General features: G+C 42.2%; 18 protein-coding genes. 5 read left to right on the top strand and 13 right to left on the bottom strand.

Translation table 11 applies throughout. From position 1 onward, the window contains the following. Positions 1-12 precede the first annotated feature (12 nt). The 3 genes from lhgO to Q8W26_RS02825 all read left to right on the top strand — a co-directional run bounded on the left by lhgO (position 13) and on the right by Q8W26_RS02825 (position 5,403). Entirely contained in the window at positions 13-1,233 is a 1,221-nt protein-coding gene (lhgO, locus tag Q8W26_RS02835) for an L-2-hydroxyglutarate oxidase (protein ID WP_305472206.1), read from the top strand. A 260-nt stretch (positions 1,234-1,493) separates the two neighbouring features. Next, positions 1,494-3,506 (top strand): TonB-dependent siderophore receptor, encoded by a 2,013-nt coding sequence (locus Q8W26_RS02830; RefSeq protein WP_305472204.1) that lies wholly within the window; start codon positions 1,494-1,496, stop codon positions 3,504-3,506. A 292-nt stretch (positions 3,507-3,798) separates the two neighbouring features. Then, positions 3,799-5,403, top strand: coding sequence for an ABC-F family ATPase (locus tag Q8W26_RS02825; RefSeq protein ID WP_101214483.1), 1,605 nt, complete (start codon positions 3,799-3,801; stop codon positions 5,401-5,403). A gap of 103 nt (positions 5,404-5,506) precedes the next feature. On the opposite strand, the gene Q8W26_RS02820 is transcribed toward Q8W26_RS02825, so the two are convergent. From Q8W26_RS02820 to Q8W26_RS02800, 5 genes are all read right to left on the bottom strand, one after another. Beyond that, on the bottom strand, positions 5,507-6,133 hold the full coding sequence (locus Q8W26_RS02820) for a lytic transglycosylase domain-containing protein (RefSeq protein ID WP_101214484.1): 627 nt from the start codon (positions 6,131-6,133) through the stop codon (positions 5,507-5,509). Further along, the gene (locus Q8W26_RS02815) at positions 6,126-6,431 is read right to left on the bottom strand and encodes a hypothetical protein (protein ID WP_101214485.1); all 306 of its coding nucleotides are present in this window, start codon (positions 6,429-6,431) and stop codon (positions 6,126-6,128) included. Before Q8W26_RS02815 ends, Q8W26_RS02820 begins: the two co-directional genes overlap by 8 nt. Before the next feature lie 218 nt (positions 6,432-6,649). Continuing rightward, positions 6,650-7,309, bottom strand: coding sequence for a TVP38/TMEM64 family protein (locus Q8W26_RS02810; protein WP_101214486.1), 660 nt, complete (start codon positions 7,307-7,309; stop codon positions 6,650-6,652). A 12-nt stretch (positions 7,310-7,321) separates the two neighbouring features. Further along, the gene (locus Q8W26_RS02805) at positions 7,322-7,816 is read right to left on the bottom strand and encodes a DUF2141 domain-containing protein (protein ID WP_305472201.1); all 495 of its coding nucleotides are present in this window, start codon (positions 7,814-7,816) and stop codon (positions 7,322-7,324) included. After that, a complete protein-coding gene (locus Q8W26_RS02800; protein ID WP_101214487.1) occupies positions 7,809-8,540 on the bottom strand; it encodes an SDR family oxidoreductase in 732 nt (243 codons plus the stop codon). The genes Q8W26_RS02805 and Q8W26_RS02800 overlap by 8 nt, the downstream gene beginning before the upstream one ends. Before the next feature lie 90 nt (positions 8,541-8,630). Between Q8W26_RS02800 and Q8W26_RS02795 the strand changes: the two genes are divergently transcribed. Next, positions 8,631-9,167, top strand: a complete 537-nt coding sequence (locus Q8W26_RS02795; RefSeq protein WP_101214488.1) for a Crp/Fnr family transcriptional regulator — start codon at positions 8,631-8,633, stop codon at positions 9,165-9,167. 54 nt (positions 9,168-9,221) lie between these two features. On the opposite strand, the gene Q8W26_RS02790 is transcribed toward Q8W26_RS02795, so the two are convergent. From Q8W26_RS02790 to Q8W26_RS17885, 8 genes are all read right to left on the bottom strand, one after another. Then, complete coding sequence (locus Q8W26_RS02790; protein WP_101214489.1) at positions 9,222-11,000, bottom strand: DUF885 domain-containing protein; 1,779 nt, start codon at positions 10,998-11,000, stop codon at positions 9,222-9,224. A 68-nt stretch (positions 11,001-11,068) separates the two neighbouring features. Beyond that, the gene (locus Q8W26_RS02785; protein WP_305472198.1) at positions 11,069-11,788 is read right to left on the bottom strand and encodes a glycosyltransferase; all 720 of its coding nucleotides are present in this window, start codon (positions 11,786-11,788) and stop codon (positions 11,069-11,071) included. An 11-nt stretch (positions 11,789-11,799) separates the two neighbouring features. Then, the gene (gene mtnP, locus Q8W26_RS02780; protein ID WP_101214491.1) at positions 11,800-12,648 is read right to left on the bottom strand and encodes an S-methyl-5'-thioadenosine phosphorylase; all 849 of its coding nucleotides are present in this window, start codon (positions 12,646-12,648) and stop codon (positions 11,800-11,802) included. 123 nt (positions 12,649-12,771) lie between these two features. Continuing rightward, a complete protein-coding gene (locus tag Q8W26_RS02775) occupies positions 12,772-13,698 on the bottom strand; it encodes a radical SAM protein (RefSeq protein WP_305472196.1) in 927 nt (308 codons plus the stop codon). A gap of 8 nt (positions 13,699-13,706) precedes the next feature. Further along, on the bottom strand, positions 13,707-14,783 hold the full coding sequence (locus tag Q8W26_RS02770) for a methyltransferase domain-containing protein (protein ID WP_305472195.1): 1,077 nt from the start codon (positions 14,781-14,783) through the stop codon (positions 13,707-13,709). Positions 14,784-14,793: 10 nt separating this feature from the next. Beyond that, positions 14,794-15,468: a DUF2064 domain-containing protein gene (locus Q8W26_RS02765; protein ID WP_305472193.1), complete on the bottom strand. Its 675-nt coding sequence runs from the start codon at positions 15,466-15,468 to the stop codon at positions 14,794-14,796. A 129-nt stretch (positions 15,469-15,597) separates the two neighbouring features. Next, positions 15,598-16,278, bottom strand: a complete 681-nt coding sequence (locus Q8W26_RS02760; RefSeq protein WP_101214494.1) for an LrgB family protein — start codon at positions 16,276-16,278, stop codon at positions 15,598-15,600. Next, on the bottom strand, positions 16,268-16,651 hold the full coding sequence (locus Q8W26_RS17885) for a CidA/LrgA family protein (RefSeq protein WP_370694254.1): 384 nt from the start codon (positions 16,649-16,651) through the stop codon (positions 16,268-16,270). The genes Q8W26_RS02760 and Q8W26_RS17885 overlap by 11 nt, the downstream gene beginning before the upstream one ends. Before the next feature lie 245 nt (positions 16,652-16,896). Here Q8W26_RS17885 and tkt point away from each other — a divergent pair, with 245 nt between their 5' ends. Next, positions 16,897-18,891, top strand: coding sequence for a transketolase (gene tkt / locus Q8W26_RS02755; protein ID WP_305472191.1), 1,995 nt, complete (start codon positions 16,897-16,899; stop codon positions 18,889-18,891). Positions 18,892-18,926: the final 35 nt, after the last annotated feature.

Raw genomic sequence — 18,926 nt, 5'->3', positions numbered from 1 at the left:
TGAGAGGGCACGGTGAACAAGACGCATCTATTAGAACAAGTCGATTACTTAGTGATTGGTGCAGGCATTCTTGGCGCTGCAACGGCGATGACTCTTTTGCAGCGCTACCCTCATCGCAGCGTCGCGATCGTAGAAAAAGAGTCTGGTGGTGCAGCTCACCAAACCGGACGAAATTCGGGGGTGATTCACGCGGGTGTTTATTACCAGCCAGGTAGTCTTAAGGCGCAGTTTTGTCAGCAAGGAGCGGAAGCTACGAAGGCCTTTTGTCTTGAGCATGAAATCCCTTTTGAACAATGTGGTAAGCTCATTGTTGCGACTAGTCCGCTTGAATATGAGCGACTGCAACAACTGATTATTCGCGCTCAAGAGCATCAATTGGATGTTGAGGTAATAAGTCAGCAACGGTTACAACAGTTAGAGCCCAATATCGCTGGTATTGGTGCATTGTTAGTTAAAGACACGGCAATTGTCGATTATAAACAAGTGACCCGTCGGATGCTTGATAAAGTTGTGGCCGCGGGTGGTCAGGTGTTATTTGAGCATCAAGTAAATGCCATTGATACCTGCAATGCAGGTATTGAAGTGACAACCAGTTATGGTGTTGTAGCAGCTAAAACACTCATTAGCTGCGCTGGCATCATGAGCGATCGCATCGTTAGCCTGTTGGGTCTTGAGCCTGAGTTTGAAATGATCCCATTTCGTGGTGAGTATTTCTTATTGCCTGAGCGGCACAATCAAATCGTCAAGCACTTAATTTACCCAGTACCAGACCCGTCACTTCCTTTTTTGGGCGTTCACTTAACCAAAATGATTGATGGTACGGTGACCGTGGGGCCTAATGCAGTGCTGGCTCCTGGGCGAGAAAGTTATCGCCATGGGCAAGTTAATTGGCAGGATTGCCGCGAATTACTGACAAGTAAAGGGCTGCGCAAAGTGGTGTTTAAACACTTTAAAGCGAGTGTCAGTGAGTTTAAAAACAGTGTATTTAAACAAGGCTATTTGCACCAAGTCAGAAAGTATTGCCCACAATTACGCACTAGCGACTTATTACCTTACCGTGCGGGTATCCGTGCTCAAGCAATCACTAAACAGGGGCAATTAATCGATGATTTCTTGTTTGTTAAACAACCTAATTGTTTAATTGTTGCTAATGCTCCATCACCTGCCGCCACTTCAGCGATACCTATTGCACAGTATATTGTTGAACAATTACACCTTGCTGATGAAGATTAAACCTACCACAGTAATTGAGATATTTTTAGTAATACTACGTCAGTAAGTATTCAATCATAAATGCTTTATATTGAATGGTTTAGTTTGTTATCGGCATGGTTTTGAAATAATTAGAAACAGTTTAAACGGGCCCGTGCTCTAGAGGGGGGACGATATATTGATATACTCACTCTTTTTCTTAGGTTGTGAAAATAATAACAATGACAACACAAACCATTTCACGCGCGCTGACTTTAAGTTTATGCCTGAGCGTCCCCTTCATGGCTGTTGCAAATCAGCCAACCAATTCGGTTGAAGCTGAGGAGTCGCTAAGTAACTCAAATTATCCAGCAAACTTTTTTACTCAATATCAGCCACAAAATGCCTTTGATATGGTTGAGCGCTTACCTGGCTTTAGCTTCGATGGCGGTAGTTCAGCTCGAGGCTTTGGCGGTAATGCGGGTAATGTATTAATTGATGGAGCTCGCCCGACATCGAAGTCAGGTGGTTTAAGTGGAGCATTAAAGCGTATTCCAGCAGAGCAAGTTGAACGTATTGACATTATCCGTGGTGGTGTTGGTGCTGGTGAAGCCTCTGGACAAACTGTCGTTGCCAATATTGTGAAACGCAAAAATGTGACCTCGGGAACATGGGCGTTTAAAACTCGCCGCGCGCCAGATGGTACCACTAAGCCTAATATTGAAGCCGCGATTAGTACTCACTTAGGTGAGTGGGAGTCGATGTTTGATATCGATTTGGGGTTTGGCCCGGGTTACCGTACCAATTTAATTACCAAGCGTGACGCTGATGATGTTGTTACCGACCAAACGACAGAAACAATGGATAGCCTAGGTCGCTTTACCTTTTCTAACGCTCAATTAGCCAGAGAATTTGACCAAGGTCACTTAACGCTAAATGGTCGACTCGGTACTGATAAATGGACGGGGGATTTTAAACGACTTCATTATGATGGCGTTGTGACTGACCCTGCTGATGTTTCAAGTGAATGGGAACTTGCTATCGTCAACCGCTACACTGTCATGGAGCTTGGCGCTAACTGGGCGCAGGAGTTTGAGCAATGGAAATGGCGCAGCTTAGGGTTATTCCAAGTTGAGGAGCGAGAAAATAATAGTGCTGACCAAGACCGTGAAGGTGGAATCATTACTAATTATGGTGACTTTAAGCGTGAGCGAACTAAGAAAGAATTTATCGTACGTAATACCTTCGCTTATAACGGGTCTAATGCTTTTAAACCCGAATACGGTATAGAGCTTGCAAAAAACAGTCTAGAAACGCAGTTAGATAAGACGGAGAACGGGCAATTACAAAGTTTGACCAATGCTAATGTCACCGTAGAAGAGATTAGGGGTGAGCTCTTTGCAAGTTTTAGCTATGCCCAAAGTGATGCCCTTACCTTAGAAGGGGGATTAACGGCTGAATTCTCAACGATTGAAGTCACAGGGGAAGATCCTAAAGAGCAAAATTTTAGTTTTATAAAACCTCGTTTGTCTGCTAGTTATGAATTGAACCCTAGTGTGCGCCTGTCTCTTACGGCAGAACATGTCGTTGGACAGTTGAACTTTGACGATTTTGCAGCCAGTACTTCTTCAGAAGATGATCGAGATGTTTCTGGAAACTCTGCTTTAGTGCCCGATCAAAGCAGTGATTTAACTGCTGTGTTTGATTGGAGTTTTAGTGAGAAGGGTAGCTTGAAATTAGAAGCGTTTCATTATTGGCAAGATGATGTTTACGAAGAAATTGAGTTTGCTTCTTCTACCGAAGAAGAGCGAGTTTATGGTTTAGGCAATGCAGGTAAAGCCAGAGTGTGGGGGGTTAAGGCTGACCTTAACTTACCTATTGATGCTGTTTTGAAAAATGGTTTAGTTGAGTTGAGCTATGACTATCAAGATTCTAAATTCTATGATGAGATTATTGCTAATCACCGCCCTGTGAGTGATTACGTTCCAAATAATCTACGAATTAAATTTAGACAAGATATAACTGAACAACAATGGGCTTGGGGTGGCGAGTTTTACCGTCGCTTTACCAATAAAGACTACTTGGTGGATCAAGTATCAACCTTTAAAGGTAATGATCGTTTACGCATTTTTGCTGAAACAACTTATTTTGATGGATTGAAGATTCAATTAGAAATGCATCAAGCTAATGTAGGTAAGTTTACCCGTATCAGAAATTTTTATGAGGGGACACGTAACGGCGAATACACAGGTTATGAGGTGTCACAGCGTCGTCGTGAACCTGAATATAAACTATCAGTTTGGGGTACGTTCTAAACTTTGTAGCTTGAGTTCAAACATCTCAAGATGTATAGCCGCTAGTCATCTATTAGCGGCTTTTTTGTGCCCTTTTTAAATCAGGGCTGTGTACAAAGCATACTCTTTTGGGTGGGGGAGCTGTCACAGACTCTTATAGTCTAGACGATAAACTGGTTAGATTACTCGACATTGAGTTGGAAAGTATCTATAGTGCCGCACTTCACTCGGTGCCGCTCTTTATTTATACACTTTAGCTTGCGCTCGTTACCTCAATATTTAAGCGATTTGATACGCTTTTAGGAACACTTCTTTGATTACTTCTGCAAACATTACCATGCAATTTGGCGCTGAGCCGTTATTTGAAAATATTTCTGCACAATTTGGTCACGGCAATCGCTATGGACTTATTGGCGCTAATGGGTGTGGTAAATCAACCTTTATGAAAATCCTCAGTGGTGAATTAATGCCAACAGCGGGAAACGTCTCTATTACCCCGGGTAATAAAGTAGGTATCTTGAGTCAAAACCAATTCGCCTTTGAAGAGTATAGTGTGGTTGATACGGTGATTATGGGCGATGCTGAGTTATGGAAAATCAAAGAAGAGCGCGATCGTATTTATGCCATGGCAGAGATGTCGGAAGAAGATGGAATGCGCGTAGCTGAGTTAGAAAGTGTTTTTGCCGAAATGGATGGTTACAGCGCAGAAAGCAGGGCTGGCGATATCTTATTAGAGGCAGGCATCGAAGAGGAATTTCATTTTGGCTTGATGAAGCAAGTCGCCCCAGGTTGGAAAGTTCGAGTGCTATTAGCACAGGCGTTATTTGCTAACCCTGACATTTTATTGTTAGATGAACCGACCAATAACTTGGATATCCATACGATTAACTGGTTGGCTGAAGTGTTAAACCAGCGTAAATCGACCATGATTATTATCTCTCATGATCGCCACTTCTTAAATTCAGTATGTACGCATATGGCTGACATTGATTATGGTGAGCTACGTATTTATCCGGGTAACTATGAATATTTCATGGAAGCGTCGAGCCTTATTCGTGAGCAGTTATTAGCTGAAAATGCTAAGAAAAGTGAAGAAATTGATGAGCTACAGGCTTTTGTAAATCGCTTCGGAGCCAATGCATCAAAAGCTAAACAGGCAAGCTCTCGCGCGAAGAAAATGGATAAGATTAAACTTGATGAGGTTAAAGCATCAAGTCGAATCTCACCATCATTGAGCTTTAAAGAAAGCAAAACTTTACACCGCCAAGCATTAATCCTTGAAGAACTATCCCATGGCTTTGACGGGGAAGTGTTATTCCAAAATGGAGACTTAATTCTTGAAGCGGGCGCTAAGCTTGCGATCATTGGAGAAAACGGTGTCGGTAAAACCACCTTCTTACGATGTTTAGTTCAAGAGTTAGAAGCTAATCACGGTGTCGTTAAGTGGTCCGAAAATGCGCAAATTGGTTACTGTCCTCAAGACAGCAGTCATGAGTTCGATAATGACTTAAACTTGTTTGATTGGATGTCGCAATGGCGTACGCCAAAACATAATGATTTGATGGTTCGTGCCATGCTTGGCCGTTTATTATTTACCGCTGATGACGCGAACAAAAAAGCAAAAAACTGTTCTGGTGGCGAGAAGAATCGTCTATTGTTTGGCAAATTAATGATGCAAGATATCAATGTGCTGATTATGGATGAACCAACAAACCACATGGACATGGAAGCGATTGAGTCTTTAAATGTGGCACTGAAGGCTTACGATGGTACATTAATTTTTGTTAGTCATGATCGCGAGTTTGTTTCTTCGTTGGCCACGGGAATTATTGAAGTGAAAGATCAACAGATCATTAATTTCAAAGGAACCTATGATGAATACTTGGCGGATCGCAACAAAAGTCGACGCGTAGCTTAACCCTTCCTATCATCGAGGTAGCCTAAATCCACAGGTTACCTCTGCTTAACCCCTCCACTTCCTCGCATTTCCACTTAACTATTTCTGCTTCAAACATTGTGCCTTACTGCGAATTATTTGCTAAAGCATAGCGCTGATACAAAATATTGACTCGCTTAACATAGTGCTGCGTTTCTTTAAACGGAGGAATACCGTGGTATTTTCTAACGTTTGAAGCGCCAGCGTTATATGCTGCGATGGCTAAACTGATATCACCATTAAACTGAATTAATAAGCTGGCAAGGTATTGTGTGCCTGCGGTGATGTTTTGGCTTATTTCAAAAGCGTTAGTAACCCCTAGTTCCTTTGCGGTTTCAGGCATTAACTGCATCAAACCTTGAGCTCCGACACGAGAAACAGCTTGCGGCTTAAATGCTGACTCTGCGTGGACCACTGCCTGAATCAATGCAATGTCGAGTTTGTTTTTAGCACTCGCTTGTTGGATGTGTTGTTTAAACTTGTCAGGAAAAAGCGGTGTATTATGCCAGTTAACAGAGGAGTTAACCTGACAGGCATAACAGTCATATTTAAGTAACTTAAATCGATGATGTGCAGGCTTAGTATCTGTAAATACCACGCTACCATCGGCTTTAGTGTATTGATAAACGCGTTGCTCTTTAGCCTCGATATTTATGGTTAATACGCTAATAAGGGTCGCAAAAAAAAGTTTGACCCGAACATACCTAAGCATTCATTGCTCTAATGGCTTTAACAAAGTACCCAACCAACAACGCGATTAATACCCCGTAAAGTGTACTCAGGCCTGCCGCTAGTAAAAAGGTTTGCAGCGGAATTGAAGCCGTCACGCCTTCAGGGGCCATCTCAAGTAAATTATCTTGAAATAAGAAAAGACAAAATACACTTGAAAAGACCGTTATTGTTGTCGCAATGGCTGTTGCCTTAAAAAATTCATTAGGCATTTTGTAATGAATTACAGCAGCGCAAATGACTGAAAGTAGAGCTAAGAAATAGGGGATTAAAATAAGCAAAATCAAACGCCAAGTTAAAAATTATGACTTGAGTATAACGTAATGGAGCCGCGATAAATACTGTTAAACGAGCAACTTAAGTCGAGAAGAGCGCTTTAATTAAAAGCGGTGATAAATGAGTAAAAAGCTAGACGCGCTAAACCTTGTCGTGATTTTGACGCACAACAAGGCTTATCGTTGCTGCTAAGGGGGAGATATTACTTAGGCCCACGTTAAGGTTAATTCGGTATTCTAACCTTAGACGCCTTGCGATACATATACCAAGTAAGCCAGAGTGTTAGGGTTAAGCCAATGGCTGTGTAAATTGCAGGTTGTGGGTTTTCCACGGTGCTAATTGAGCCCGCGTAACTGGCGATGATAATGTAGGGCAGAGAACTAATACTCCAAGCTAGGATAAAGGTTTTGAATGGCATTTTGGTTAACCCTGCTAAGCACGCCGTTGCTTCCGGTAAAATGGGTATTGCACGAGAGAGTAATACCATCGAGAAACCATGACGTTTAAAGGTGTCGATTGCCTCATTACGATCATTTTCCTTTTTCATTAATAGCCTAAATACCCTTTGCCCATACTTATGACTTAAAAAATAGCCGCAGGTTGCAGCGCCGAACATTCCTAGAGAGACAAAAAAAACCGCTAAGCTATGGCCTAAGAAGTAGCCTGCTAAAAGAGTAACGGTCAAGGTAGGAATGGCTATAAATAAATCTGCAAATAAAAATAGGGTGATTAAGATACCGACATAAAGCAGGTTAAGCTCCCCTACGTATGCAAACCAGCTTTCTATCTGCTCTGCGGTGAGCACACCGCTGAATTTAATCACTGCAAATGTTGCAGAGAAAAACAGAAAAATAACTAATAATAACTTGATAAATGATTTCATAGCATCGAGTCCTTATGGATATACAACGGCGATGAATAAGCCTTTTTGATATTGAGCTTTACTCACTTTTGAATTTTTATAGTTTGGTGGGCCTGTGAGCGTGACTTTTTGTTGATTGGTAAAACCGAGCCCATCTTTTGGCCAAATCCCTGTCCAGTTCTTGGTGACTTTTGTATCTTCATTCTCATCATGGAGCACTTTCACTGCTATTTCCTCTAAGGTCTGCTCAAAGCTGAATAACAGTTCTGAGCTCTCTGCTTTGTGCGTTTGAATCGATAACGCTTTACTATGCACTTTAGGAAATCCATCTTGTGAGAAGAGCATGACCATAATATTGCCACCGCGATCTTTGTCTATGTTAGTGACTTTTACCGTAAAAGTAGGAGTGGAGTGAGATTGTGCGTTAACGGTGTTTGTTTGCATCAGACTAGTTCCAATAATTAAAGGGGCGATGAGAGAGAGCAATAACGAATTTTTTTTGTTTTCATCAGAGTGGAGGTTAAGCATTTTTTAAAATCCTTCTGCCGATGAATGGAGCAAACTGCATCAGGTATTTTAGTAAAGTGACTTTACCGATGTAGTTATCTAGCACATTGCGTTTTATACCACTAATGATTCTATCTGCTGCGACTGACGCTGATATTTTCCCATGGCCTCGACCGTAGGTCATTTGTGTATCAACGACTGGGAGAAATGCTTGGTAGACCTCAATGTTAGTGCTGCTCAGCTGATAGCGTAACGACTGGCTGAAAATATTGAGTGCTCCTTTTGTGCCACAATAAATAGCAGAATGAGTTTTCGGGGTTAACGCTAACCCTGAATTTATATTAATAATTGCAGTTGAGCTCTGTTGGGTCATTGTGGGTAGCAACAGATAGCACAAGCTGCAAATACTGGTGAAATTAAGATTGATTTCGCGAGCGATAGTGTCATAACAAAAAGCCACATCGGTTAGTTTGGGCGTATATTGAACCGCCGCATTATTAATGAGAACATCAATCGTGGGATAAGTATTGTTAAGGTATTCACCAATGGCTTTCACCTCGGTGAGATTAGATAAGTCTGCTTGATAGGTCGTGATGTGTTCGAACTCTAGCTTGAGTGATTGCAATTTTTTTATATCTTTTCCAATGACAATAAGAGCATTGTCCTTGGAGAGTTTTTTTACCAGTTGATAGCCAATCCCTGAAGTACCACCGGTGATAACTATCTTTTTGTTCTTTAGAAACATATTTTTACCTTAATCAATGGTTATTGAGTGCTTACGGCTGTAATGATCGTTAAACTCTCCCTTATGCGCATTAACTTAAGATAATAACCAATGACTTTTCATCAATTACTCAAAGAGCAAGGCACCTTTATCACCCTTGAGAAAGGCGCTTATTTATTCAAGCAAGGGGAGCTCAATCGGTCGCTGTATTTTGTTCAGTCGGGGTTATTGAAGGGCTTTTATATTTCTGAAAACGGGGCGGAGTCGGTTAAATCTTTCATTCTTGCCAATGATGTTATTGGTAACCTGACTGCGCTTGTTGATAATCAAGTGTGTACTTTCAATGTCATCGCTTTACAAGAGGTTAGTTTAATCGCTCTGCCTTATGACACATTAATAACACAGACAAAACTTGATCATGGGTTAGCGTCTGGGGTGATTGAGTTATTGATGAAGTTAGCAATAAAAAAAGAACGACGCGAGTATGAGTTTTTGTGTCTTAGCCCTGAGCAAAGGTACCTTAAACTCATTGAGCAGTCCGAATTACTCATGACACAGGTAACGCAAATAGATATAGCTGGCTATCTTGGCATTACTCCTGTTTCTTTAAGTCGGATCAAGAAGCGTATAGAGCAGGGCCAACAGTAATAAAAAAAGCCTAGCTCGCTGAGTGAGCTAGGCTTTGGTTATGATCGTGAATGACTATTTATTTAGCATTAGCTCACGAATGTATTTCACTGGTGAACTGCCGTAGCTTAAGAACTCATCGTGGAATGCTTTAACGCTGTAATCTTTGCCTTGTTTAGCTTTATAGTCAGTACGCAGATCATAAATATCGCGATAGCCTGAGTAGTAGCTCGTTAGCTGTACTTGAGATAAAGTAGCGCGGTTCCATTTACCTTCCGCTTCAGCTTGTTGTTGGAATGCGCCATCCATCATTAAGCTTAAACCTTGCTCTTTACTGATGTTTTTATTATGAATTTCATAATCTAAAATGGTGTTAGTGATAACACGCAGATTCCATTTGTAATACATTAACCACAGCTCAGGTTCAAAATCACCGTAGCCTTCTTCAAGCATCATACGCTCACTGTATACCGCCCAACCTTCAATCATTGCGCCATTACCAAATAAGCTTTTAACTAAGCTTGGTGACATGTTGGCGTACACTAATTGGGTATAATGACCCGGAACCGCTTCATGAATATTTAATACTTGAAGTACCCAGTGGTTGTATTCACGTAAGTAACTCTCAGCTTGCTCTTCCGTCATGTTATCAAGCGGAGTTACGTTGTAATAAGTGTTAGCTTTTTTATCGTATGGACCTGGTGCACTGATTGATGCACCTGCAAAGCCACGCATGTAGCTTGGTGTTTCACGAACTACTAATGGTTTCTCTTTATCTAAAGTGATTAAGTTTTTGTCATTAACAAAGGCTTCAAGCTCAGGGATCTGTTGGCGAATGTCGCTAACAAAGTCTTCCCGTTTAACGTGCTTAACCGATAGTTTTTCAATTAACTGGCTAATGAGTTGCTGTCGGTTTTGTGGTTTCGCTTGGTTTGGAAAGTAAGTTGGCCATAACTTATGAGCTAAGGTCTCCATCTCAGCTAAGACACGTTGTTTATCATCAACTGCTTTGTTATACAGCTGCTTTGCTGTTAAGTTTGATTGAATGTCTAAGGCAAATTTTTGTTGGTATAACTCACTACCAATACGGAAGTCACGCGCACCATTTTCTTCAAGATCGGCTTGTAGCTTTTCAAGCCAGTCGATGTGTTTAGTGATGGTCGTGCGGGCGGCTAATACACGCTCTTTAAACTGTGCTTTTTGCTCATGACTTAGTTGTGATTGTTGTGCTTGCTCGATTAAGTCATCAGAGAACACGCCTAATGCACCTTGGTTTTGCATAACCGCTAGTTTAGTGTGCTCAAGGGTTGGGTTGCTAATGTTTTCACGAGCGGCTTTATAGTAGTCATCAACAGACGTTAAACGAGTGAGAACAGAGCTTAAGCGCTGCTCGAGAGGAGCATAATCCCCATTAATAACTTGAGCGAAACCACCTGCAACATTATATTGCGACGGTTGCCATTGCCACGACTTGAAAGTGCTTACTTCCCACTCTGATGAGTCAAGTAAGTTTTCAATCAATGTTAAATCGATGCGGCTACTGTCTGATAATTTTGACTGGTCGATCTTTGATAATAGTTTGCGTTGTGCAGCAACAAAGGCCAAGGTTTTTTGGCGAGATAAGTCATTAGGGATCACTAACTGGTCATCATACTTATGATAGCCGCTATATAGGGCCCAAGTTGGTGAAAGTTGCCATAAGGCCTCAATAAATTGTGTTGAAAAGAGCTGTGCTTGCTGTTCTGCTGATACTTGTTGTACCGCTTCAACAGCCTTTGGTGTGTGCTGACATGCCGTCAGAGTAATTGAGCCAAGGGCGATTGCTACTGCCGCACTGATAACTTTTTTATTCATAATATTCTCAAAGCTTATTAATTTAGCGAAAAGTCTAGTGCTGGCGCTTACGGATTACAAGCGAATAATTATTTACTCTGTAACAATCGATGTGCAAGAAGCTTTTTGAAATGGGGCCAAGCTTGTTTCGGCCACAGTATTTGATAGCGCCAACTTAAGTTGAGCCAGCCATATTGTTGATATTTACGAGCGCTGGTGGCAAGTGGGCTGCCAAGAGGGTAGCATTTTACGTGCTGTAATTTAGCTTGCCATACCAACAAGTGATCTTCACCAAAAGGCGCCGTTATATCGTAACAACCGAGTTGTTTAAATAGTTTATGCTCGATAGCAAAACCTTGATCGCCAAATGGAATCCCTAGCCAATTGGAGCGAAGTTTTGCTCCCCACTCGTTGAGTGTCAACCACTTTGATGCTTTATCGTAAAAGTATAAATCAAAATAAAACAATCCTTGGTTTGCTGATGGGCGCTTTATCGCGTTCAATAAGGCGTCAATGTTATGTTGGGTCAAGCGTGAGTCTGCGTGTAAAAACCACAAGTATGGGTTATTGGCTGCGAGAGCTCCTGCATTTAATTGCTGTGCCCGCCCTTGAACACTGCGAATCAGTTTTATCGTCAATCGTGGGAAACGCTCAATGATAGGGTGTATATCAATGTCGTGTCCCTTGGCTATCACGAAAATGACCTCAGTGGCCTGGGGCAGTAATGCAAAGTCATGACAGAGCTGTTGCCATTGAGTTTCATCAGGAGCAATTGGGATAATAATGGCAAGCAATTTGGTTGTTAACACGGTCAATATTATTAACGTTGCAGCACTTCAAGTAGCTCTTGGTGCTGTGGCGTTCTTGCTGCTTCAGGCGTTAAGATGGCATTGTCTAAGCTATGGCGGCATGGGCAGTCTATTTCAGACTGATGTGTTAACAAGTATTGCTTTAAGACTTCTTTAGCACGCTCTAAGCTGGAACCGTAACGACTAATGACTTGTTCAACGGTGACATGCAGCGCGGGGTCGTCTTGCCAGCTATCATAATCTGTCGCGATAGCTAGGGTGGTGTAACAAAGTTGGGCCTCAGCGGCTAAAAAGACTTCGGGCACATTGGTCATCCCGACTAAGTCGGCCTGCATTGCATTCTTAAAGAATAAACTCTCAGCCTGAGTTCCTAATCGTGGACCGTCAACACAGACGTAAGTTTTATCACGGTGGATAGTTTGTTGCTGCTGGTGAGCGACTTCGGCAATGCCATCTGCCAGGCGCTGACAGGTCGGCTGCGCTGTTGATATATGAGCTGCTAAGCCATGACCGAAAAACGTTTTGTCACGTGGACTTTTAATAAAGTCGATGTATTGATTTGGTAGTGATAAATCACCTGGCTCAATTTCTTGTTGCAGAGAGCCTGTAGCCGAAATACCGATTACTTGTGTTGCACCTAACTGCTTTAAGCTCCAGATATTGGCCCGGTAGTTTACTTCGTGAGGTAATAACTGATGATGTTCCCCGTGACGGGGAAGAAATAAGATATTACTCCCATTAAACGTACCTTCGATGATATCTGCTGACGGATCACCAAAAGGGGTTGTCATGTGATGTGTGGATGTGATGCTAAGGCCATCGAGTTGATAAATGCCTGTCCCACCGATAATAGCTAACATATGCTTTCCTTGTTATGACGTCTGCCGTCAGTGTTGATTATTACAGTGAAAGTTTGGTCGGGAATCTCGTGATTCACTGTTTTATTTTATCTTGCACCTGATGGTAGCAATCAAGTTGTTGTATTAACGCTCGCTACATGAACTGCCGTATGCAAAGCAGCTATAACACCGATGATGCTTCATGCTGATACGTTGTTGTTGCGCTATCACTAAGTCTTGACCTAGCCCATACTCTTTATCATCGTCGACGAGGGTACAAGCGTATACTTGCATTTCACCTTGATATTTAATCACCATTTTTGAACTATGGCACATAAACTGACTTCGACTTTTTTCATTTTGATAATGGGTCATGCAGTGCTCACTGATATGTGGCACGTGCGGTAATGAACCCGGTGTGAGGAAGTCAGGGAAGGCAACAATATGAAGGTCTTGGGGCAACCCATTTAATTGAAATAATTGCCTAAAACCCTGTTCAATCTTGGCTTGGTTTTCATCTTTTTCCATATGCCTAGCTATGGAAACATGAAAGCCTGCCTGATGGAGCGCTATTAAGCCCGACAGAGCTTTTGCAAAGTTACCTTCTCCACGGTGGGCGTCATGCGCAGTGGGGTCTAAATGGTCAAAACTAACCCTTAATGATATAGGGTGAGGGTTATCACTTAATGCCCTTAACGACTCAAAGCGCTTAATCAGTGGCTTCGTTCCATTGGTTAATACTAATACGGGGCAATGCTGTGAGGCGTAGTCGATCATTTTGATAATATCTTTGACTAGAAAGGGTTCGCCTCCAGTAAAAGAAAACTGCTCAACCCCCATGCTGATTGCTTGGTCGATAAAAGGCTTTGCCTCTTCAAACTTGGGGGCTGCTAAGCGTTTATCGCTAGGACTTGAACCCTCTAAACAAAAATCACAGGCTAAATTACAGCGGGTGCCAGTGTGAAACCACAGCTCTTTTAATTTTCCGGGCTGTATATAGCCTCGCGGTTCATTAGTGGGCGTGGTATACCATTCTTGTGACTTGTCGGTCATCTTGATAATTGCTGTCATAGATCCTCCTAACAACAACCGCCACCACCGCTATTTACTGCGCTGCTTTGGTCAAAGGGTAAGCTTGTACCGCAATCGGCATAGATTCCATAGTGGGTATCGAAGTTACCGATAAAGGTAAAGTGTGGGGCAAAGCGGGTGTCATGGAGCATACGCCAGGTATTTCCACATACTGGGAACACTTTACCTGTTTCAATATGATGATGTTTATCTAGGGTAAATGCATGAGGGTGGTGCTCAATAGTTCCTTGATAAATTACTGCTTGGCCATAATCTTCACAGTGACTTTCTAATTCAGGGAGTTTAAATAGGCGGTAAGTAGCAGAATAAAAGTCAATATGCTTTATTTTTTCTTGTAGCATTGGGTTATCAACTGTGATTGGACGATCCTCAACCAAGCGTGGGTCGGTAAAGCCTGCCGCTTTAGCGAGATTAATGAAATCGTTCCAATATAAAGCGCCGCTTAAGCATTCGCCATAAAGAAGAGGATCATCGACTAGGTCTTTTGGAACGCGTTTATTGGCGTAAACGTCACTAAAATATAATTCACCACCGGGCTTTAATAAGTCAAATGCGTGCTTTAAAACAGCAGCCTTGTCTGAACATAGATTGATGACGCAATTTGAGACAATCACATCAAAACTATTTGGCGCTAAATCTAATAGATCGAGTTGCTCTAAATAGCCTTTTTTAAATTGAGTGTTTGGTTGTTGGTATCCAAATTTTTGTTGATGATACTCAATGTGACGGTTAGCGACGTCAAGTTGTTCGTCCGTCATGTCGACGCCGATCACTTCCCCTTGTTCACCGACGAGTTGGGCAAGAGCGTAACAATCGCGGCCCGAACCACTGCCTAAGTCAAGAATGCGTGTGCCAAGAAGTTGCTCAGGGCTAACGAGGCCACAACCATAATATCGCATCATGACTTCATCATGAATGTTACTTAAGATGGGTTTGAGGTACTGCGGCATAGCATCATCGGTACAACAGGCATTCGTTTGCAAATCATGGGAACCTTGCAATGTTTGACCGTAATATTGTTGTACTTGTTCGTTTTGCGCTGTCGCGGCTGAAGCTTTGCTCATATATAGATGCTCAATGGTTAAAGTGGTTAAGGAATGAGATTAGTTGTTGCGCAAGGACTTGTCTTGCAGGGCGTTTATCATCGACTAGCTTAGCCCTTAATTGTTGCAAATCAATGAGTGTATCTACATCTGATGTTACATCGCCTTGAGCCACAGACAATTGATTGGTTTGGCATAAACGTGCTAGTGCACTGCCTAGTTGTGCTGTACTCCAAGGTAATAGTTGCATATCAGGCCAAGGAACACGATTAGCCATTAAGGTGACACCGCCATCGATTGCTGGGGTGAGTGCTATGTCATGTTTTATTAACAATCTTGCTGCTTGAAGATAGTGTTCTGGCATTAAACTTGGCGCATCACTTCCCATATAAATTAGCTGCTGGTGGCCTTGCTGTCTTAGTTGCTGGTCGAGTTGATTGATTCGCTCACCTAAATTTCCTGCAGGTTGTGCAACAATGGTAACGGAACGGCTTAATAAGCTTTGTGCCCATAGATTATCTTGTTGGCTTGCCGGGGAGATGATGACATGCCCAGACCATTGCTCTAAATCTTCCAGTGCACAGCGTAAAAATAGTTCGGCAAATACCAATGCTTGCTCTGCGCCAATCGATGATGCTAGGCGTTGTTTGCCATGGTGTAAGGCAGGCTTTTTACAAAGTAACACTAAACTGGGTAATGGAGACATGGGAACACTCTTTGCTGCACAATGCTGTTTCTAAAATATTCTTTATATTACATTATAAAAAATAACGAAATTTTAGCTAGAAGTTATAGTTTATATAGACCTTATTTAGTGTAAAAAATTTCACTTTAATTATAAAAAGGCAATAAACCAAGCAAACAACGGAGCAAGTATAGCGGTCATTACACCGCAAATAACTAATGCTAATGAACTAAATGCGCCTTGGGTTTGACCCGCTTCGATTGCCTTAGCTGTTCCAATGGCATGTGCACTGCATCCCATCGCAACCCCTTGCGCTTGTTTATTGGTGATATTAAATAACTTTAGAATCTGAAAACCGAAAACTGCACCCACTAAGCCAACGAATATCACTACCGCAGCGCTTAAAGAGGCAATGCCACCTACTTGATTAGCTATTGCCATAGCGATAGGGCTAGTAACTGATTTAGGGAGTAATGATAATAACAACTGTAAATCGTTCGTCATTAACCATGCGGTGGCTGTGCCACTGATCAATGCCATAAAAACACCAACGCTGCAGCTAAGGAATATGGCAAATTTTTGTGCTTTGATTTGCTGCAACTGCAGAAAGAGAGGAATAGCTAATGCGACGACTGCTGGCTCTAATAATGCAATAAATAGTGTATTGGCTTGAGCGTAATCTTGATAATCTAAGGGGGTAACGCTAAATAGAGTAATGAAAGTAACAATACTCCACAATAGTGGATTGGCCAAAGGGTGATTGAATGATGCCAAAAGCCATTTGCACCCTAAGAAGACGATAACAGTGGCTAATAGATAGCTATAGATCATTATGGTTTCCTTTTATTAGGTATTGGTAGAGTTTTCCAACACAAATAAGGACAATAAAGGTACTCACTAAGCTGCTTATTACGATAACAGGCCAATGATTCGACAAAAGTTGTAGGTGTTCTAGTAACCCTACACCAACAGGAACAAAAAAAAGTGTGATGTAGCTCAATAGGAGATTTGTGCTTGGTTGCACCAGTTTTAGTGGGATTATGCGTAAACTTAAACAAGTAAATAGTAATAATAATCCCCAAATACTGCCCGGTATTGGAAGACCGGTGAGTTGGGTAAGTGCCTTTCCTAGAAAGAGAAATGTTAGAATTACAGCAATGCTTCTGCTGAAATGGATTAACGTTTTAAAGGCATTAGACCACATGCTGATTCACGAATAATTGTTAGAAAAATAGGTGATACTGTATTACTTAATGTTTGCTTTTCATAGCTTTGCTGATGCTTTTTTACTCGCATTAGTGGTTATTGATTAAGCTATTAGCTAAAGGTCTATGAAATTTTACACAAACACCTCCAGTTTACCCCAGTTTGTGATTGTAAAAACGCTGTGTTTCAGCGACAATATGCGCATAAAAATTATTCCCTAAATACCTAGTCGTAGGAGTTTGTATGCCATCACGTAAAGAGTTAGCTAATGCTATTCGCGCATTGAGTATGGATGCTGTTCAGCAAGCCAACTCAGGTCACCCAGGAGCGCCTATGGGCATGGCTGATATCGCCGAAGTTTTATGGCGTGATTTTCTAAAGCACAACCCAGCAAATCCAGAATGGGCTGATCGTGACCGTTTTATTTTATCAAATGGCCATGGTTCAATGTTGCTTTATTCTCTACTCCACTTATCAGGTTATGACTTACCAATTGAAGAGTTGAAAAACTTCCGTCAAATGGGGTCTAAAACTCCAGGCCATCCAGAGTATGGTTATGCGCCAGGTGTTGAAACAACTACTGGTCCATTAGGCCAAGGTATCACCAATGCAGTTGGTATGGCGATGGCGGAGAAAACGTTAGGCGCACAATTTAACCGTGAAGGTCATGACGTTGTTGATCATTACACCTATTCATTCTTAGGTGATGGTTGTTTAATGGAAGGTATCTCTCATGAAGCGTGTTCATTAGCCGGTACGTTAGGCTTAGGCAAACTGATTGCATTTTGGGATGATAACGGGATCTCAATCGATGGTGAAGTGGAAGGTTGGTTCACTGACGATACAGTTAAACGTTTTGAGTCTTACGGTTGGCACGTTATTGCTGATGTCGATGGCCATGATAGCGCACAAATTAAAGCGGCGATTGAAGCGGCTCAACTTGATACTAAGCGTCCGACACTAATCTGTTGTAAAACAACGATTGGTTACGGTTCACCAAATAAAGGTGGCAGCCATGATTGTCACGGTGCTCCATTAGGTGCTGAAGAAATTGCAGCTGCACGTGAGTTTTTAAACTGGTCTCACGCTCCTTTTGAAATTCCTACTGACATCAGTAATGAGTGGAATGGTCGTGAGCAAGGTGCTGCAGATGAATCGTCTTGGAACGATAAGTTTACTGCTTATCAAGCGGCTTACCCTGAATTAGCAGCTGAATTACAGCGTCGTTTATCGGGTGACTTACCAGTGAACTGGGAAGAAACAATGGATAGCTATATTAGCGAACTTCAAGCTAATCAAGGCAACATTGCATCACGTAAAGCATCACAAAATACATTAAACAAGTTTGGCCCACTGTTACCAGAATTACTAGGTGGTAGCGCTGATTTAGCACCATCAAACTTAACCATGTGGTCTGGTTCTCAAGCGGTTACAGCTGAAGATGCAAGTGGTAACTACGTTCATTACGGTGTGCGCGAGTTCGGTATGTCTGCGATTATGAACGGTATGGCACTGCACGGAGGCTTTAAGCCATACGGTGCAACGTTCCTAATGTTTATGGAATATGCTCGTAATGCGCTACGTATGGCAGCATTAATGCAACAGCCTGCAATTTTTGTGTACACGCATGATTCAATCGGTTTAGGTGAAGATGGTCCAACCCATCAACCAGTTGAGCAAATCGCTTCATTACGCTTAACGCCAAACATGTCAACGTGGCGTCCGTGTGATGAAGTTGAATCAGCAATTGCATGGCGTCATGCAGTTGAACGTACTGATGGCCCAACATCATTGATTTTCTCTCGTCAGAACTTACCAGGTCAAGCACGTAACGAGCAACAAGTGAAAGATGCTGCACGTGGTGGTTATGTGTTACTTGATTGCGAAGGGCAACCGCAGGTTATCTTAATCGCTACAGGCTCTGAAGTTGCTCTAGCTATGGATGCTGCTAGCGAGTTAACTAACCAAGGGACTAAGGTGCGTGTTGTATCTATGCCTGCAACTGATGTGTTTGATGCTCAAGACGCGGCTTATAAAGAGTCGGTATTACCAGCAGCGGTCACAGCACGTGTTGCGGTTGAAGCAGGCATTGCCGATTACTGGTATAAGTATGTTGGGCTTGGCGGTAAAGTCGTCGGGATGACCACCTTCGGTGAGTCGGCGCCAGCCGGGGAGCTTTTCAAGCACTTCGGCTTCACTACTGACAACGTTGTCAATGTAGCGAAATCAATAGTATAACTCCTAAGGCCGCTTGCAAGCGGCCTTACTTTTTA

Source organism: Psychrobium sp. 1_MG-2023 (genome assembly GCF_030689115.1).
Classification (GTDB): Bacteria; Pseudomonadota; Gammaproteobacteria; order Enterobacterales; family Psychrobiaceae; genus Psychrobium.
Note: the sequence above shows the minus strand (reverse complement) of the source record. Positions and strands in the feature narration are given on the sequence as shown.

Bases quoted from the DNA above. Each gene is read 5' to 3' on its own strand.
- Q8W26_RS02770 (WP_305472195.1), bottom strand. From the start codon at position 14,783: ATGAGCAAAGCTTCAGCCGCGACAGCGCAAAACGAACAAGTACAACAA.
- Q8W26_RS02830 (WP_305472204.1), top strand. From the start codon at position 1,494: ATGGCTGTTGCAAATCAGCCAACCAATTCGGTTGAAGCTGAGGAGTCG.
- Q8W26_RS02820 (WP_101214484.1), bottom strand. From the start codon at position 6,133: ATGCTTAGGTATGTTCGGGTCAAACTTTTTTTTGCGACCCTTATTAGC.
- Q8W26_RS02775 (WP_305472196.1), bottom strand. From the start codon at position 13,698: ATGACAGCAATTATCAAGATGACCGACAAGTCACAAGAATGGTATACC.
- Q8W26_RS17885 (WP_370694254.1), bottom strand. From the start codon at position 16,651: ATGTGGTCTAATGCCTTTAAAACGTTAATCCATTTCAGCAGAAGCATT.
- Q8W26_RS02800 (WP_101214487.1), bottom strand. From the start codon at position 8,540: ATGTTTCTAAAGAACAAAAAGATAGTTATCACCGGTGGTACTTCAGGG.
- Q8W26_RS02805 (WP_305472201.1), bottom strand. From the start codon at position 7,816: ATGCTTAACCTCCACTCTGATGAAAACAAAAAAAATTCGTTATTGCTC.
- Q8W26_RS02810 (WP_101214486.1), bottom strand. From the start codon at position 7,309: ATGAAATCATTTATCAAGTTATTATTAGTTATTTTTCTGTTTTTCTCT.
- Q8W26_RS02790 (WP_101214489.1), bottom strand. From the start codon at position 11,000: ATGAATAAAAAAGTTATCAGTGCGGCAGTAGCAATCGCCCTTGGCTCA.
- Q8W26_RS02795 (WP_101214488.1), top strand. From the start codon at position 8,631: ATGACTTTTCATCAATTACTCAAAGAGCAAGGCACCTTTATCACCCTT.
- Q8W26_RS02765 (WP_305472193.1), bottom strand. From the start codon at position 15,468: ATGTCTCCATTACCCAGTTTAGTGTTACTTTGTAAAAAGCCTGCCTTA.
- Q8W26_RS02760 (WP_101214494.1), bottom strand. From the start codon at position 16,278: ATGATCTATAGCTATCTATTAGCCACTGTTATCGTCTTCTTAGGGTGC.
- mtnP (WP_101214491.1), bottom strand. From the start codon at position 12,648: ATGTTAGCTATTATCGGTGGGACAGGCATTTATCAACTCGATGGCCTT.
- tkt (WP_305472191.1), top strand. From the start codon at position 16,897: ATGCCATCACGTAAAGAGTTAGCTAATGCTATTCGCGCATTGAGTATG.